This is a genomic window from Ruegeria sp. CDSA241 (assembly GCF_059611265.1).
Window position 1 is genome coordinate 45,005 of sequence record NZ_JBXWPF010000025.1, and the last position, 16,220, is coordinate 61,224.

Annotated in this window: 9 protein-coding genes; 4 read left to right on the plus strand and 5 right to left on the minus strand. The window is 57.2% G+C overall.

All coding sequences use genetic code 11. From position 1 onward, the window contains the following. The first annotated feature begins 73 nt into the window (after window positions 1-73). Window positions 74-430, plus strand: a complete 357-nt coding sequence (uraH, locus tag AC2FJV_RS18710; protein ID WP_142640109.1) for a hydroxyisourate hydrolase — start codon at window positions 74-76, stop codon at window positions 428-430. 141 nt (window positions 431-571) lie between these two features. Here the strand turns inward: uraH and AC2FJV_RS18715 are convergent, their stop codons facing one another. Next, window positions 572-1,492 carry a LysR family transcriptional regulator gene (locus tag AC2FJV_RS18715; RefSeq protein WP_496694647.1) on the minus strand — a complete coding sequence of 307 codons (921 nt, stop codon included), beginning with the start codon at window positions 1,490-1,492 and terminating at the stop codon, window positions 572-574. Between the two features lie 96 nt (window positions 1,493-1,588). Between AC2FJV_RS18715 and AC2FJV_RS18720 the strand changes: the two genes are divergently transcribed. The 3 genes from AC2FJV_RS18720 to AC2FJV_RS18730 all read left to right on the plus strand — a co-directional run bounded on the left by AC2FJV_RS18720 (window position 1,589) and on the right by AC2FJV_RS18730 (window position 8,844). After that, window positions 1,589-2,812, plus strand: coding sequence for a urate hydroxylase PuuD (locus tag AC2FJV_RS18720; protein WP_281973832.1), 1,224 nt, complete (start codon window positions 1,589-1,591; stop codon window positions 2,810-2,812). Between the two features lie 156 nt (window positions 2,813-2,968). Then, entirely contained in the window at window positions 2,969-4,774 is a 1,806-nt protein-coding gene (locus AC2FJV_RS18725; protein WP_271952324.1) for an autotransporter assembly complex protein TamA, read from the plus strand. After that, window positions 4,771-8,844, plus strand: coding sequence for a translocation/assembly module TamB domain-containing protein (locus AC2FJV_RS18730; RefSeq protein WP_496714318.1), 4,074 nt, complete (start codon window positions 4,771-4,773; stop codon window positions 8,842-8,844). Before AC2FJV_RS18725 ends, AC2FJV_RS18730 begins: the two co-directional genes overlap by 4 nt. 457 nt (window positions 8,845-9,301) lie before the next feature. On the opposite strand, the gene AC2FJV_RS18735 is transcribed toward AC2FJV_RS18730, so the two are convergent. The 4 genes from AC2FJV_RS18735 to AC2FJV_RS18750 all read right to left on the minus strand — a co-directional run bounded on the left by AC2FJV_RS18735 (window position 9,302) and on the right by AC2FJV_RS18750 (window position 16,013). Further along, window positions 9,302-10,234, minus strand: a complete 933-nt coding sequence (locus AC2FJV_RS18735) for a LytTR family DNA-binding domain-containing protein (RefSeq protein WP_496714320.1) — start codon at window positions 10,232-10,234, stop codon at window positions 9,302-9,304. A gap of 311 nt (window positions 10,235-10,545) precedes the next feature. After that, window positions 10,546-13,329, minus strand: coding sequence for a formate dehydrogenase subunit alpha (gene fdhF / locus AC2FJV_RS18740; protein WP_496714322.1), 2,784 nt, complete (start codon window positions 13,327-13,329; stop codon window positions 10,546-10,548). 13 nt (window positions 13,330-13,342) lie between these two features. Beyond that, window positions 13,343-15,046, minus strand: coding sequence for an NAD(P)H-dependent oxidoreductase subunit E (locus AC2FJV_RS18745; protein ID WP_496714323.1), 1,704 nt, complete (start codon window positions 15,044-15,046; stop codon window positions 13,343-13,345). 85 nt (window positions 15,047-15,131) lie between these two features. Then, on the minus strand, window positions 15,132-16,013 hold the full coding sequence (locus tag AC2FJV_RS18750) for a LysR family transcriptional regulator (RefSeq protein ID WP_496694643.1): 882 nt from the start codon (window positions 16,011-16,013) through the stop codon (window positions 15,132-15,134). Between the last annotated feature and the right edge of the window lie 207 nt (window positions 16,014-16,220).

Here is a 16,220-nt window from a genome sequence, read left to right on the forward strand (position 1 = left end):
AAACAATACTCGATTGCAGTTTGCGGTTTTCAACAGCCACTCGTTGCGGTGATTGGAATATGAGGAGAAACGCGTGGCAGGATACCTGACAACCCATGTTCTGGACACCGCCAAAGGCTGTCCCGCAGAGGGGCTGAAAATTGCTCTGTACGCGATTACCCAGGACGGACGCCACAAACTGGCTGAGATGCTGACCAATGCAGACGGGCGAACAGACAGCCCAATACTACCGCAAGCAAACTTTGAAACCGGGGAATATGAGCTTGTTTTCAGCGCGGGTGACTATCTGCGCGCCTCTGGCCAGGCGGATGACGAACCGCTGTTCCTGGATGAGATTCCAATCAGGTTTGGTATGTCTGAAGCAGACGCCCACTATCATGTGCCGCTCTTGCTTTCGCCATACAGCTACTCCACGTATCGTGGCAGCTAACTGACCGGGCGAACCTCCCACCCGTCGATCGCCCCTGCCGGGCCTCCTCCTGTTGAGCCGGGCGCCGCACCTGTTGGGCGCGGCGCGGATAGTGACGGTTACAGCTCTTCGAGAAAATTTACGCGCGGCCGGGAGCCTTTGCTAACCGTTAATGTCCGAGTTTTGCACAACCTTGCCAATTCGCGCGATCATGAAATCCATGAACAAACGCGCCTTGGGATCCTGGTGACGTCGATGGGTATAGAGACACGCCATCTGAACAGAGACAGGAGGTGTCTCCTTCGCAACCACCACCAGACGTCCTGCCTTGAGATGTTCCGCTGCCTCAAACACAGGTTTCATCGCGATCCCCTGCCCTGACAACGCCCAATCGGTCAAAACATCTCCGTCATCGCATTCAAACCGGCCCGACACGGCATAACGTCTTGGCCCGTCTGGAGTTTCCAGCATCCACTGAAACTCTGCGGCGCCGGGATACCGCAGGTTAAGACACTCGTGCTTTTCGGACACAAGATCGGCTCCGTTTTGCGGCATCCCCCTGCGTTTTACATAGTCCGGTGCGGCACACAGAACCCGCGCGCAATCCGCGATCTTGCGAATACGCAGGGTGCTGTCCTCGGGCTGACCAATGAAAAAGGCCAGATCCAATCCTTCGGTCGTCAAGTCCACTGACCTGTCGGTCAGGCGCAATCGCACATCAATTTCGGGGTATTCCGAGAGAAATTCCGGCACATGTGGGGCTAATAACCTGCGCCCGACGCCCAAAGGCGCGGCTACGAACAGTGACCCGCGGGGGGCTTCGGTCAGGTGAACAACCTGCGCCTCGGCTTCATCTACAGCATCCAGGACCGCAACCGCTCCGGGGTAAAACGCACGTCCCTGCTCGGTCGGGCTGAGGTTACGTGTAGTCCGCTGAAACAGACGCACGCCCAAATGATCCTCAAGCTGTGATATTCGCGCCGAAGTCACCGCCGGTGAAACACGCAAATCCCTCCCGGCAGCAGACATGCTGCCCAGATCATAGACACGAACGAAGGTGCGAATATTGTCGAGATAGGACATCTTATCGTTTTTTTTGATACAGTTTGACAATATACGGGAATACCGAAGAAAAGCCAGTTTGCCTAGGGTGACTATAACCTACTGGAGAGAACTCTCATGTTTGAATTCGCCGTGTTCTGGGATTGGATGGCATTTGCTGTGCGCTGGCTGCACGTAATCACTGCTATCGCCTGGATCGGATCATCCTTTTACTTCATCGCTCTGGACCTTGGCCTGAACCGGGATATCCCCGGCCCCGCCGACGGGGAAGAATGGCAGGTACATGGCGGCGGCTTTTACCATATTCAGAAATACCTCGTCGCACCCGAGCGGATGCCGGATCATCTGACCTGGTTCAAATGGGAAAGCTATGCCACCTGGCTTAGCGGAGCTGCGCTGTTGATGATCGTCTACTGGGTTGGTGGAGAGCTTTATCTGATTGATGCCCAAAAGGCCGATCTGGCGCTGTGGCAGGGCATTCTGATCTCGGCTGCCTCGTTGACTATGGGCTGGCTTATCTACGACTTCCTGTGCAAATCCGGTCTGGGTGAGCGCCCAACATTACTGATGGTGCTGCTGTTTGTCCTGCTGGTGGTGATGGGCTGGGGGTACAACCAGATATTCACCGGGCGCGCGATGATGCTGCATCTGGGCGCATTCACCGCCACGATCATGACAGCGAATGTATTCTTCATCATCATGCCGAACCAGCGCATCGTCGTAGACGACCTTAAGAATGGCCGCACCCCGGACCCGAAATACGGCAAGATCGCCAAGTTGCGTTCGACTCATAACAACTATCTGACCTTGCCTGTGGTTTTCCTGATGCTTTCGAACCACTACCCGCTGGCCTTTGCCACCCAATACAACTGGATCATTGCGGCGCTGGTATTTCTGATGGGTGTCACAATCCGTCACTACTTCAATACACGCCACGCCCGCGCCGGTGATCCGACCTGGACGTGGCTGGTGACCGCTCTGCTATTCATCGCCATCATGTGGCTGTCCACCGCGCCTATGTACAAACCTCTGGAGGAGGCCGAGGCACAGCCGCTCACCGCATTTGAACAGAAATACGCTGAAGCAGACGGGTTCGAACAGGCACATGATGTCGTTCTGGGGCGCTGTTCCATGTGCCATGCGCGCGAACCGGTTTGGGACGGCATCCTGTGGGCGCCAAAGGGCATTCTTCTGGAAACCCAAGGTGACATCGCCCGCAATGCGAAACAGATTTACCTGCAGGCCGGTGTCAGTCACGCCATGCCACCCGCAAATGTCACCTATATGGAACCGGAAGATCGCGCGGCGATCATTCGCTGGTTCCGCAATGCTGGCCTTTGAACTGGCACTGAGCCATCACTTGTTCCGTTAATTTTCTTGGCCAAACGATAAACGCTTCCCCTACACGATTACAGATGTTCTAACTATCCTTAAGGGGCCGCCACATCCGAAAAGGCGCCGAAATTAATTTCTAGTTGGGGCAGCTGGAGCCAATAGATGCAGCGAATAAGACAATGCAGCTTTGTGAGAAATTGTCTGTTCGGAATAGTCGTCGCCACATTGCCCACATCGCTGGCCGCATTGGAAACCGTCCTCACGGCACCGGGCGCTCCGAAAGCGCTGGTTGAACGGATCGAAGATACCGCATCGGTGACAACCGCAGAATCCCGCGGGCTGGACACGCCGCTTGAACTTTTGTCAGCGGCCCTGTCGGACTATACCACCATTGTACAGATCCTTTATGACGAAGGCTATTTCAGTCCCGTCGTCAGCATTAAACTGGACGGGAAAGAGGCGGCGGAACTCAGTTCACTCAACGTGCCCAATCAGATCAACAAAATCGTGATTGCTGTTAAAACCGGCCCAACCTTCACATTTGGCCAGGCGGTGGTCCGGCCGATCGCAACCGAAACGGTTCTTCCCGAAGACTATGCGTCGGGCAAACTGGCCACCACCGGCGCCATTCAGCAAGCCGCGTCAGCAGGCGTGCAGGGATGGCGTGACGCTGGTCATGCCAAGGCCGAGGTCAGCGGCCAGAAAGTCATTGCCCGCCACGCCCAGGCAAAGCTGGATTCCCGCATTGACCTCGCCCCGGGACCGCGTCTGAGCTTTGGAAAAATGTACATCAAAGGCGACAGCGATGTTCGCCACAGGTCCGTCGAACAAATCGCCGGCTTCCCAACCGGAGAGGTGTATTCCCCCCAGCAGGTGCAAAAGGTCGGAACCCGGCTTCGCCGCACCGGCACGTTTAATATTGTCTCGATCGAAGAGCACGACACTCCCAACCCTGATGGCTCCCTGGATTTCGATGTCTATCTTGAAGACATGCCCAAACGCCGCCTGACCTTCGGTTTGGAAGTGGCCTCGCGCGATGGGATGGAGCTGTCGACGACCTGGACGCATCGCAACGTGTTCCGCCGCGCCCAACGCCTGCGGTTTGAGGCATCGTTGCGCAATATTGGCGGGGCCGAGGATCTGGACGGGCGCATCGGGCTGCGGCTGGATCAGCCCGACCGGCTGGGCCCCGATGACAGTACGTTCTGGAGCGCCCTTCTGGAACGTCGCAACACCGACAATTACAACGTGACGGTAACGTCTCTGGCCTATGGTGCAAGACGCACATTTTCAGACCGCCTATACGCCGAGGCATCCGCCGGGTTTCAGTGGTCGGATGCAGATGACGCCTATGGCGACGGGCGTAAGTTCCGCTATTTCATCCTGCCGTTCCGCTCCGAATGGGATGAAAGGGACAGCAAGGTCAGCGCCGCCAATGGCTATTACCTGGATGCCCGTGTGATGCCATTTGTCGGCCTGTCCGACACAGAAACAGGCCTCAGGATGTTTGCGGACGCGCGTGCCTATACCAGTCTGCGGACGCAAGGTCGTCTCGTGCTGGCCGGACGGGTCCAGATTGGGTCGATTGTAGGACCCGCCTTGGACGGGGTCACACCCGATTTCCTGTTCTTTTCGGGCGGTGCGGGCACTGTGCGCGGTCAGCCCTATGAAAGCCTCGGCATTCCTGTTGGCAATGAGGTTGCTGGCGGCAAGTCTTTCCTCGGTCTATCTGGCGAAGTTCGCGGCAAAATCACCGAGACAATATCGCTGGTCGGGTTTTATGATTATGGTGTTGTCGACACGTCCTCTTTTGTCAGCAGCGCTGCAGAGAGCCATTCCGGCGCCGGGCTTGGTATCAGATATGACCTCGGTGGTTTTGGCCCCCTGCGTCTTGATCTCGCCCTTCCCGTTCAGGGCGGCACCGGGGACGGATTGCAGTTTTACATCGGAATTGGTCAGGCATTTTGACACATCGTTTCTCATATCCAGTTTTGGCGGCTGTTCTGCTGTGGGTGCCCTACCCCGTTCTGGCGCAGGACGAAGGCGGCAGTATGCTAGAGCAGTTTCTGCAGGATACCCTGTCCGGTGATGATCAGAACGTAACCGTCAAAGGCTTGCAAGGCGCCCTCAGCGCACGGGCCACAATCGCAGAGATCACGGTATCGGATGATGAGGGCGTCTGGCTGACCATCAAAGATGCCGAACTGGATTGGAACAGACTGGCCCTGATACGTGGGCGGTTCTCGGTCAATGCGCTGACAGCGCAAGAGATCGACGTAGCCCGTGCGCCGGGCACCACAACCAAAGATGCCCCTCCTCCCTCTGCGGAAACCCAGACATTCCAGCTGCCCGAGCTGCCTGTCGCAGTTGAAATCGGCGAAATCCGCGTGGATCAGCTGTCGCTGGGGCAGCCGCTGATTGGGGTAGCCGCCGACTTATCCGTCACCGGCAATCTGTCGCTTGCTGATGGAACGCTGGACACCAATCTCGACGTGGTGCGGCTGGATCGTGCCGGAGATGAGATCACACTGACCGCCGGGTTCGACAACTCGACAAGCGAGATCAATCTGGACCTGAACGTGGCCGAGGCATCCGGCGGGCTTATTTCGACCGCTTTGAACATTCCCGACAGCCCAACGATCGAGCTGACGGCAAAAGGTGCCGGACCGCTGACGGATTTCACCGCCGATATCGGGCTGAGCAGTGACGGGCAGCAGCGTCTGGCCGGGCAGGTTCGGCTTGGTTCGGCCCCTGACGACACTGCGGAAGGCATAGCATTTACCGCCGATCTGAACGGAGACCTGACACCCTTCGTCGGCCCTGCAATCGACCCGTTTTTCGGGACGGACTCGCGGCTGTTCGTGCAGGGCCAGACCCTGCCCGAAGGGGCGCTGGACCTGTCCGATCTTCAGCTTGCAACGCAGGCCCTGAACCTTGAAGGGAAGTTGGCCCTTGCCGAAGGTGGCACATTGCAGTTTGCCGCCTTGCAGGGACGCATTACCCCTCCGCAGGGACAGGCGGTCACGCTTCCGGTTGGCGGTGGTGACAAAACGATCAAGTCCGCGCAGATCTCGACCTTGTTTGATCAGAAAAATGGCAATCTCTGGGATCTTAGCCTGACAGCAGATAAGTTCAAATCCCCCCAAGCCGAACTTGAGAGCATGCAAATTATCGCGCAAGGCGTGCTCGATCAGACCCTTGGATTTACAGTGAACGGCGATCTGCAAGCCAGCGTCACGGGCATTGATCTGACCGCTCCGAACCTGAATACAGCCGTCGGAGATCGCATCACGCTGGACGGGCAGTTTGAGTATGGTGATGACCAGTCGCTGACATTGTCTGGTTTCGAACTGGTCGGGTCGGATTACACTCTGGCGCTGGACACGCTGATCAGTGGATTGACCAGCGGATTGGCTGTTGATGGCAAGGCTACGCTGGACGCTACCGACCTGTCCCGGTTCTCTGGCCTTGCCCAGTTGGAACTGGCAGGGTCGGCGTCGGCAGATGTTCAGGGCAAGGGCTCTCCGCTTGAGGGCAGCTTTGATGGCAAAGTGGTTGTTCAGGGCAACAACCTATCGACCGGTCGCGACGATATCGACCCCGTAATCACCGGCCAGACCACCATCGCTCTGGATGCTCGTCGTGGGGCGGATGGAATATCCATACGCGAGTTCAAACTGAACGGTCAGGCCGCGCAGGCACAGGCCAGTGGCGAAGTGACCACGCCTGATGGCAATCTGACAATCGACGGTCAGGCCAGCCTCAACGCGCCCGACCTCTCGGTCTTTTCCGGGCTGGCCCAGCGGCAGCTTGGCGGGTCGCTCAGCGCGCAAATGGACGGCAAAGGCACCCTGCAGACGCAAGAGTTTGATGGCACGGCCAGCATTACGACGCAGGATCTGCAGACAGGTATGTCCGAAGTCGATCCTCTGCTTGCAGGCAAAACCGTGATCACCTGGGATGGTGCGAAAACGGGAGACCTTATCGACATACGCAAAGCCACCATCAACGGACGGGCCGTGACAGCACAAGTAAGCGCGTCGATCAATGACCCAACCGGCAATCTAGTTCTTGATGGTCAGGCACAGGTGACAGTCCCTGATCTTTCGCTATTTTCGGATCTCGCGGGCCGGGATCTTGCCGGGTCGGTTACCGCGGATATCAATGGCAACGGAGCTTTGTCCAGCCAGACCTTCGACATAGCCGGCGATGTCGATGCGCAGGACGTCCAGATTGGCATCAGTCTCGTCGACAAACTGATCGAAGGTCGAACGACGCTGCGTGTCGATGCCGAGAACAGTGATCAGGGTCTGAATGTCCAAAACTTCAAACTGCGGGGCACGGCCTTGACCGCAGACGCTTCGGGTCAGGTCAGCAAAGAGACCGGAGGGCTGAGCTATTCGGTAGAGCTGGACGATCTGGCGCGGATTTCCAAGACGTTGTCAGGACCACTGACGCTGGAAGGCAACGCCGCGCCAACAGCTTCGGGCCTTGAAGGAAGAGTCAGCTTGCGTGGGCCGGACAGTTCATACGCGTCGCTGACGGGGTCGGTCGGCTCTGACGGATCGGCAGACTTGGACTTTGACGCCGAGCTAAACAAGGTCGAGCGTTTCGCCCCAGATTTTCCTGGTACAATCACCGCTAATGGGACCGCAAAGCGCAAGGCAGGCGTCTGGACTATCAACTCTTCGGCGCAGGGCCCGGCACAGATCACCGGCAAAATCTCGGGCACCTTCGATGAAACCACAGGAAACGCCGATCTGCAGGCGCAAGGCGGGGTTAATATCGGTATCGCAAACCTGTTCATCACCCCCAACCAAATCGACGGGACTGCGCGGTACGACCTTAGCTTGAATGGCCAACCCTCGCTTGAGGCGCTCAGCGGGTCGATCACGACCTCTGGAACCTCGTTGGCGATACCGGGAGCCGGTCAGACCATTACCGGCATCAGTGGCGCGGTCGAGTTGGCCAACAACCGCGCCAACATCTCCCTAAATGGTGGAACCCGCGCCGGGGGTAATTTCACCGTCGCGGGCCCGATTGACCTGACGCCTCCGTTCAATGCGCAAATTACGACCACGCTCAATCGTCTCGTGCTGACGGATCAGCTTTTGTACGAGACGATCCTGAACGGGCAAATCGCAATGACCGGAGCTTTGGCCGGCAACAGCACAATAGTCGGGCAAATTACATTCGAGGAAACCAATATTAATCTCGCCGCCGCCTCGGGTGCGGTCGGCGCTGCACCCATACCAGAGATCGAACATATCAACGAAAACGCGGCCAGCTATAGGACTCGGGAACGTGCCCGTTTGGTAAAACAGGACGATGCCACCCAAAGCGATTCCCGTATTGCGCTGGACATCGCTCTGCTCGCCCCCAAGGCCGTGTTTGTCCGAGGTCGAGGCGTGAATGCCGAACTCGGCGGACAGCTGTACATAGGCGGAACAACAACCTCGATCATTCCTTCGGGCCAGATCGCTCTAATCCGAGGCAATTTCGACATTCTGGGCCGCAGGCTGGCCCTGACAAAAGGGATCGTGACCCTACAAGGCGACTTGACACCCTATATCGAATTTGAATCCTCAAACAGCACCTCGGACGGGACCGCTACAATCGAAATCGCCGGGCCGCTGGACGCCCCCGAGGTCAACGTGTTCTCGGATCCGGAACGGCCAGCAGAAGAGGCGCTGGCCATGCTGTTGTTTGGCAACCGTTTCTCTGAGCTGTCGCCCTTTGTCATTGCCCAGATGGCGGCTTCGCTGGCGCAGCTCAGCGGTGCAGGAGGGGATGCGACCAAGGGTCTGAGGGAGTCGACCGGTGTCGACACAGTCGATATCGGAGCAACGTCAAGCGGCGGAATTTTGGGCGCCGGGGCGTATCTGGGTGACAATCTCTATACCGATTTCAACGTGAACACCGAAGGAAATACCGAAGTGAACCTCAATCTGGACGTCACCGATAATATCACAATGCGCGGAACCGTTGACGGGCGGGGGGAAACGGGATTGGGTGTCTTTTTCGAGCGCGACTACTAATCCTGCGCGAAACTCTGCATCTGTGACAACAGTTTCGGGCCAAATCACAGGAAGGCAGGGAATTTCATTAACCCCTTTACTATCAATTTCTTAACATGACAGCGAATGCACAAGTCGCTCTATTCATTTCGTGCGACACGAATTTTCATTGCCGTTCGTTTCGAATTTTTGACGTTTCGTACCAATTTCATTGCCAGGTCCGTGCCTATGCAGGAAAAGAAGGCAGCGCCTGGTTTTGCGGCGTCTTTATCGAGTGACTTGTTGACCAGTACGACCTGATTATAGAGGGGGAAAAACTCAAAATCGGGGAAAGCAAAAGATCAAAATTCAAATCCTTTCATTACTAAAAATATTGAACTGCCCACCTTCCCATCCACTGCGTATTCTGTACCCAGCAGCGATGGGAAGGTGGATTATCTAAACGAACCGATAAGCCGGATGTTTCCGCCGAACGATGTCAGGTTTGTTGTTGTGAAGCTTTAACTGTTGCCGGGCTTTCCGCTGACGCCATCTCGGACAGCCAATCACGCACGGCGCCGTGCCGGCTACGGGCGATCGCGATCTTTTTGCCGCAGCCCAGAACCAGATATCCGACTTCATTCAGGCTTTTAGCAATATCCACACACCGATTAGCAACCCAAAAGGACCGATGCACCTGTAGGCCATAGCATTCTGGCATTTGCGATAGGATGCCTTTGAACGTTGAACGCACCAGCACTTCTTTTTCATCTACACGCAGGGTGACATAGTGCTGCTGAGCCTGAACGAACAAGATATCCTTGGCCAAAAAATTTTGCCCATTGGCGGACACTAAACCATTGGCCACAGGAACACGGGATTCCACTCTGCTATCCGGCTCTTCCTCGGGTTGCGGATCGCCGGCGCGCAGGCGGGCCAGATAAGGTGGAAAAACCCAAACGATTACGATCACTTCAATTCCAACGACGAGAAAGTACTGAGGCAGCAAAAGCGGCGAGTTTTCAAAGCTGAAAGACAGAAACGTACTGAAAACCATTGTCGTTGCGAATTGGGCAAACTTCATCGCCCCATACGCAACGGGAAAACATGTCAGCGGGGTGAAAAACCGTTTGATGCCCAGATATCGGCTGCAGACTGCCTCAAAAAGCAACATCAGAACCACCGAACCCATATACCCCAGCAATCCGAACATCCAATAGATCGATCGCCCCAGCCCGTTTAGCGGTTCAGCAAACAATGACGGCGTCGCACCAAGGAGCAACAGCATCAAAGCGGGCAGAAACATCAGGAAGTTTCTGGACAGGAAAAAACTAAGGACTTCGCTCAGGATCGCATCAACCGACATACCCGGCAATACGACAAACGAAAGCTCAGCCTGTTTCAAATCGTTATACACGTCTTGCGGTTTCATTCAGCCCTTGTTGCTCTGATCGCACTACTACCATCTATTTCGGCTTCGGCGCCTAGGCCCGACTGCCCACAGGTTCGGGCCCTGCGCAATCGGTTCCCCAATTTCGTTTCCAAACCCAATCAAGACCTAACCTCACGACCGCAAAATGGGCGCTTGGTGGCGTTTTCTTAGGTTTAAAATTGCTGAAACCAGAGAAATATGGCGCAAATGGCGCAAAGCTGAGTGGGAAATGCCTATTTCCCCGTTGACGTCGCGGAAACCTAAAAGGGCGGCCTCGCAAGGCCGCCCTCAAAAACTCTACTCCGACACTCTTACACAGCCGCGATTACGCCTTCGATCTTTTCAACGCGAATGGCCGAGAATTTGAACTCAGGGATTTTACCATAAGGGTCGATGGCCGAGTTGGTCAGAATGTTCGCCGCCGCCTCGACATAGGCGAACGGAATGAACACCATATCTTCGGCGATCGCCCGGTCGGCTCGAACCATGATCTCGATCGAGCCACGACGGGTGGTGAGACGGATCATTTCGCCCGGCTCAATCCCCATCAGTTTCAGCTGACGAGGGTTCATCGAACAGTTTGCTTCCGGTTCCACAGCATCCAGAACGTTGGACCGGCGAGTCATCGACCCGGTGTGCCAGTGTTCCAGCTGACGGCCGGTTGTGGCAATCATCGGGTATTCCTCATCCGGCGCTTCATCCGGCGGGATGACACTGGCCGGGGTGAACTTGGCCCGTCCGTCTGTCCGCGGGAAGCCGTCACCGAACACGATCGCCTGACCCGGATCGGTCTCACTGAGCGATGGATAGGTGATCGTCTCGGTCTCAAGCCGCTCCCAGGTGATGTTGTCGAGTGACGCCATGGTCAGCTTCATCTCGGCAAAGACCTGAGACACATCCGTGTAGTCCCAGTTCAGCCCGATGCGCTGCGCAAGCTCGACGGTGATTTTCCAGTCCTCACGCGCCTCACCCGGAGGTGCCACAGCCGGACGCACACGCTGAACCTGACGGTTGGTGTTCGACACGGTGCCGTTCTTTTCATACAGCGCCGAGGCGGGCAGGATGATGTCGGCATAGTTGGCCGTTTCGGTCAGGAAGATATCCTGCACGATCATCAGCTCCAGCTTGGCCAATGCTTCCCGTGCGTGACCAACATCCGGGTCGGACATGGCCGGGTTTTCGCCCTGAATATACATGCCCTTGATGTTGCCCGCATAGGCCTGATCGATGATCTCGGTGACGGTCAGGCCCTTCTCGTTAGAGAAGTCGTCCGAGTCCCAGACATTGTTGAACTTGGCCCGAATGCCGTCATCCATAACCGACTGATAATCCGGCAGGAACATCGGGATCAGACCCGCGTCAGACGCGCCTTGCACGTTGTTCTGGCCACGCAGCGGGTGCAGACCCGCGCCGGGTTTACCAACATTGCCGGTCATCAATGCCAGCGAGATCAGGCAGCGGGAATTATCGGTGCCGTGAATGTGCTGGCTGACGCCCATACCCCAGAAGATCAGACCAGCCTTGGCCTGCGCGAAGGTACGCGCGACACGGCGCAGTTGATCCGGTTCAATGCCGCAGATCGGCGCCATCGCCTCGGGTGTGAAGGCGCGCAGATGCTCTTTTTCGGCTTCCCAGTTCTCGGTCCAGCGGTGGATGTACTGGCTGTCGTACAGTTCCTCTTCGACGATCACGTTCATGATCGCGTTGAGCATCGAGACATCAGCACCCGGACGGAACTGCAGCATTTCGTCTGCGAACTTGCGCATACCGACGCCGCGCGGGTCCATCACGATCAGCTTGCCACCGCGCTTGGTGAACTGCTTGAAGTAGGTTGCCGCCACGGGGTGGTTTTCGATTGGGTTGGCGCCGATGATGATAACCACGTCCGAGTTTTCAACCTCGTTAAAGGTCGCGGTCACCGCGCCCGAGCCCACGTTCTCGATCAGCGCCGCCACGGACGAGGCATGGCACAGACGGGTGCAGTGGTCGACGTTGTTGTGCTTGAAGCCCTGACGAATGAATTTCTGGAACAGATAGGCTTCTTCGTTGGTGCATTTGGCCGAACCAAAGCCAGCGACGTTGCGCGGATCTTCATCACGCAGCGCTTTCAGCTTGGTTGCCGCCAGTTCCATCGCCTCTTCCCAGCTCGCTTCGCGGAAATGGGTCGACAGGTCTGACGGATCGACGTTCAACCCTTTGGCAGGCGCATCCTCGCGCCGGATCAGCGGCTTGGTCAGGCGGTGGGGATGGTGGATATAGTCGAACCCAAACCGGCCTTTAACACACAGGCGGCCTTCATTGGCGGGGCCGTTGATCCCCTCGACATATTTCACCTTGCCGTCTTTGACCTTGAGCGAGACCTTACAGCCCACGCCGCAGAACGGGCAGACACTTTCGGTCTCGGAATCATAGTCCTTGCTGTCTCCAACCTGCTGATCGTCCAGCACCGTGGCTGGCATCAGAGCACCGGTCGGACAGGCCTGAACGCATTCGCCGCAGGCCACACAGGTTGAATCGCCCATCGGGTCGTTCTGATCGAACACCACCTGCGCGGTGTGACCGCGCCCGGCCATCCCGATCACATCATTGACCTGCACATCCCGGCAGGCCCGGACGCAGAGGTTGCAGTTGATGCAAGCATCCAGATTAACCCGCATCGCGATATGGCTGTCATCCAGCAACGGGATTTTCTCGACCTCTTTGGCCGGGAACCGGCTGTCGCTGACATCGTTCAGTTCGGCCATGTCCCAGAAATGGCTGGATTTGTCGTGGGCCTCTTCGGGTTGATCGGCGACCAGCAATTCCATGACCATTGCGCGCGATTTCTCGGCACGGTCGCTGTCGGTTTTCACCACCATGCCGTCCGCCGCAGGGCGAATGCACGAAGCGACAAGAGTGCGCTCGCCTTCCACCTCGACCATGCAGGCGCGGCAATTGCCGTCGGGTTTGTAGCCCGGCTGCGGCTTATGACACAGGTGCGGAATGGTGAACCCCTGCCCCTTGGCGGCTTCCCAGATGGTCCAGCCTTCGGGCACGGTGACGTCATTTCCGTTCAGATTGAAGGTGACGGTCTTGGTTGGGCTTGCATCAAGCATGGCTCTGTCTCCCTCAGATTTCGTCAGCGAAATGTTTCATGACCAGGCGGATCGGGTTCGGGGCCGCCTGCCCCAGTCCGCAGATCGAGGCATCGCCCATGACCTGGCACAGATCTTCCAGCAGATCCTGATCCCACTTGTCAGCCTGCATCAGCTTGACCGCCTTTTCACAGCCCGCCCGGCAGGGCGTGCACTGGCCACAGCTTTCATCCTCGAAGAAGCGCAACATGTTCAGCGCAGCATCGCGGGCCGTATCCTGATCGGACAGAACCACCACAGCAGCGGAACCGATAAACGTCCCGTGTGGTTGTAAGGTGTCGAAGTCCAGAGGGATATCATCCATCGACGCAGGCAGCAGACCCGAAGACGGCCCACCCGGCTGATACGCCTTGAAAGTCTGACCCTCGGCCATGCCGCCAGCCGCCTCAATCACATCCACAATGGTCGACCCTGCGGGCAGTAGATAGACGCCCGGCTGCGCCACCCGGCCCGAGACCGAATAGCTGCGCAAACCCGTGCGCCCATTCTTTTCCGTGCTGTTGAGGCATTCCGGCCCCTCGCGGCAGATTTTCGACACCCAATAGAGCGTCTCGACATTGTGCACCAAGGTCGGACGGTTAAAGACCCCAACCTGCGCCACAAACGGAGGCCGGTGACGCGGTAAGCCTTTCTTGCCTTCGATCGACTCGATCATCGCGGATTCTTCGCCGCATATATAGGCACCGGCGCCCCGGCGCAGATCGATATATCCCTTTTCAATCAGGCCAGCTTGTTCCAGCTCGGCAATCTCGCGGCGTAGAATTTCCAGCACCGCCGGATATTCATCGCGCATATAGATAAAGCAGGTCTCGGCCTCTACCGCCCAGGCAGCTATTAGCATGCCTTCAAGGAAGACATGCGGCGTGCGTTCAAGGTAGTAGCGATCTTTGAACGTGCCAGGCTCGCCTTCATCGCCATTCACGGCCAGATAACGGGTGCCTTCGTTCATGCGAACGAAGCCCCATTTCTTGCCGGACGGGAAGCCAGCTCCACCCAGACCGCGCAAGCCCGAGGACAGGATGTCTTCCTGTACTTTCTCCCAATCACCGCTCTCGCGCAGCTCTTTCAGCTTTGCATAGCCGCCGTTTGCTTCATATGCCGCAAAGGTTTCATAGGCGGGCAGATGGGCGTGGGTATCATCCGTAGCAATCGCCGCCTGCACCTTTTCAGGGGTGGCATGGTCGATATGGTTATGCCCGATCTCCAGCACAGGCGCAGTATCGCAACGACCCATGCAAGGCGCACGCAAGACACGGACGTTGGAAGGATCAAGACCGTCTTCCAACGCCTTTTGCAACTGCTGGGCACCGGCCATTTCGCAGGACAGGGAATCGCAGACGCGGATGGTCAGCGCGGGCGGTGGGGCTTCATCCTCTTTCACCACATCGAAATGGGCATAGAACGTGGCGGTCTCATAGATCTCGGCCTGACCAATCCGCATCTCGACTGCAAGCGCGGCAATATGATCGGCGCTGATATGGCCGTGTTCGTCCTGAATTAGATGCAGAAATTCGATCAAAAGGTCGCGACGGCGGGGACGATCGCCCAGCAGGCGCGTGATCTCGGCCTGTGCCTCATCCGTGAACTGACGGCCTTTGGGTGTGTGCCGCCCCTTGCCTTTACCTGACTTCCAGACGCCCTTTGGCGCGCCTGATGGCTTGGTATCTAATGGTGCCATGATGCCCTCCGATTCAGGCCCCGTGTCTCATCAGACTAGCATATCGTCAAATCGCATATTTCAATCGCACGATAACGACACCTTATCACCGCAAAGACGCCACCACCGCGCGCAACGCTCCAACCGTTGGCAGTTCCGGATCGCGTGTCAGGGTCGCCAGACAGATAGGTTTGCTGACCACCGGATCGACCAAAGGCAGAACCTTTGTTCCCTTCAGATCCCCCAACGCCCGAACCAACACGCGTGGCACCACGGTGGCCGCCAATCCCTCACGCGCCATGACCATTGAGGCAGTGAACCCGCTGGTTTCCGCGACCACATGAGGATGCAGGCCCTGTTCGGCGAAAATCCGGTCTAATATGCGGCGGTTCTGCATCTGCGGTTCAAGCAGGCTGACCGGAAATTCGGCGACCCGCGCCCAGGGTATTGGCCCCGTTTCGTCTGTCATATGAGACGGGATCAACAGGACATAGGTTTCTTCATACAGCGACTGTACCTGCCGCAAATCGGTGCCGATACTGTCGCCATATGTGATGCCCGCATCCAGACTGCCTTCGTCCAGCCGATGTTGAATGGCCGTAGCCGACATCGTTTCGATCCGAGTGATGATGCGCGGATGCGCCTGCTGCAGACGCTTGATCAACCGGCCCGTAAAGGCGATTGCGGTCGGGATCACGCCCAGTATCAGAGTCCCCGTGATTTCCCCCTTTGCCGCCTGCACCTGCTGTTCCAAGGCCTTGGTGTCGTCCAGAATGCGCCGCGCCCGCTGGACGATCATCTCGCCCTCTTCGGTCAGGCCCTGAAACCGGTTGGCGCGGCGGACGATGGACACGCCCAACCGATCCTCTAGGTTGCGAATACGCATTGAAAACGCAGGCTGGGAAATCCCGCATTCCTCGGCTGCCTTTGCAAAATGCCGGTGCCGCGCCAAAGCGCTGAGCAGTTGCAGGTCGCGGATTTCGATCATGTGGCGGCATCACTCATATCAGGTCGATGCCGACACTAGCGGAATTCCTTGGGATACGGAAAGCAGGAGTTAAACCCGGCCCCTCCTCGAACCGATCCTTATTACCATTGGTAATGCCAAGTTTGGGCCTTAGGGTCAGGACTCATAGCCAATAGATGACGAGAGCTGCGATGGCGATTGCTGAGAGGAAGACCTTCGGGCACCTGT

Coding starts and splice junctions, on each gene's coding strand:
- AC2FJV_RS18745 (WP_496714323.1), bottom strand. CDS start 15,046: ATGGCACCATTAGATACCAAGCCATCAGGCGCGCCAAAGGGCGTCTGG.
- AC2FJV_RS18715 (WP_496694647.1), bottom strand. CDS start 1,492: ATGTCCTATCTCGACAATATTCGCACCTTCGTTCGTGTCTATGATCTG.
- AC2FJV_RS18750 (WP_496694643.1), bottom strand. CDS start 16,013: ATGATCGAAATCCGCGACCTGCAACTGCTCAGCGCTTTGGCGCGGCAC.
- fdhF (WP_496714322.1), bottom strand. CDS start 13,329: ATGCTTGATGCAAGCCCAACCAAGACCGTCACCTTCAATCTGAACGGA.
- AC2FJV_RS18735 (WP_496714320.1), bottom strand. CDS start 10,234: ATGAAACCGCAAGACGTGTATAACGATTTGAAACAGGCTGAGCTTTCG.
- AC2FJV_RS18725 (WP_271952324.1), top strand. CDS start 2,969: ATGCAGCGAATAAGACAATGCAGCTTTGTGAGAAATTGTCTGTTCGGA.
- AC2FJV_RS18720 (WP_281973832.1), top strand. CDS start 1,589: ATGTTTGAATTCGCCGTGTTCTGGGATTGGATGGCATTTGCTGTGCGC.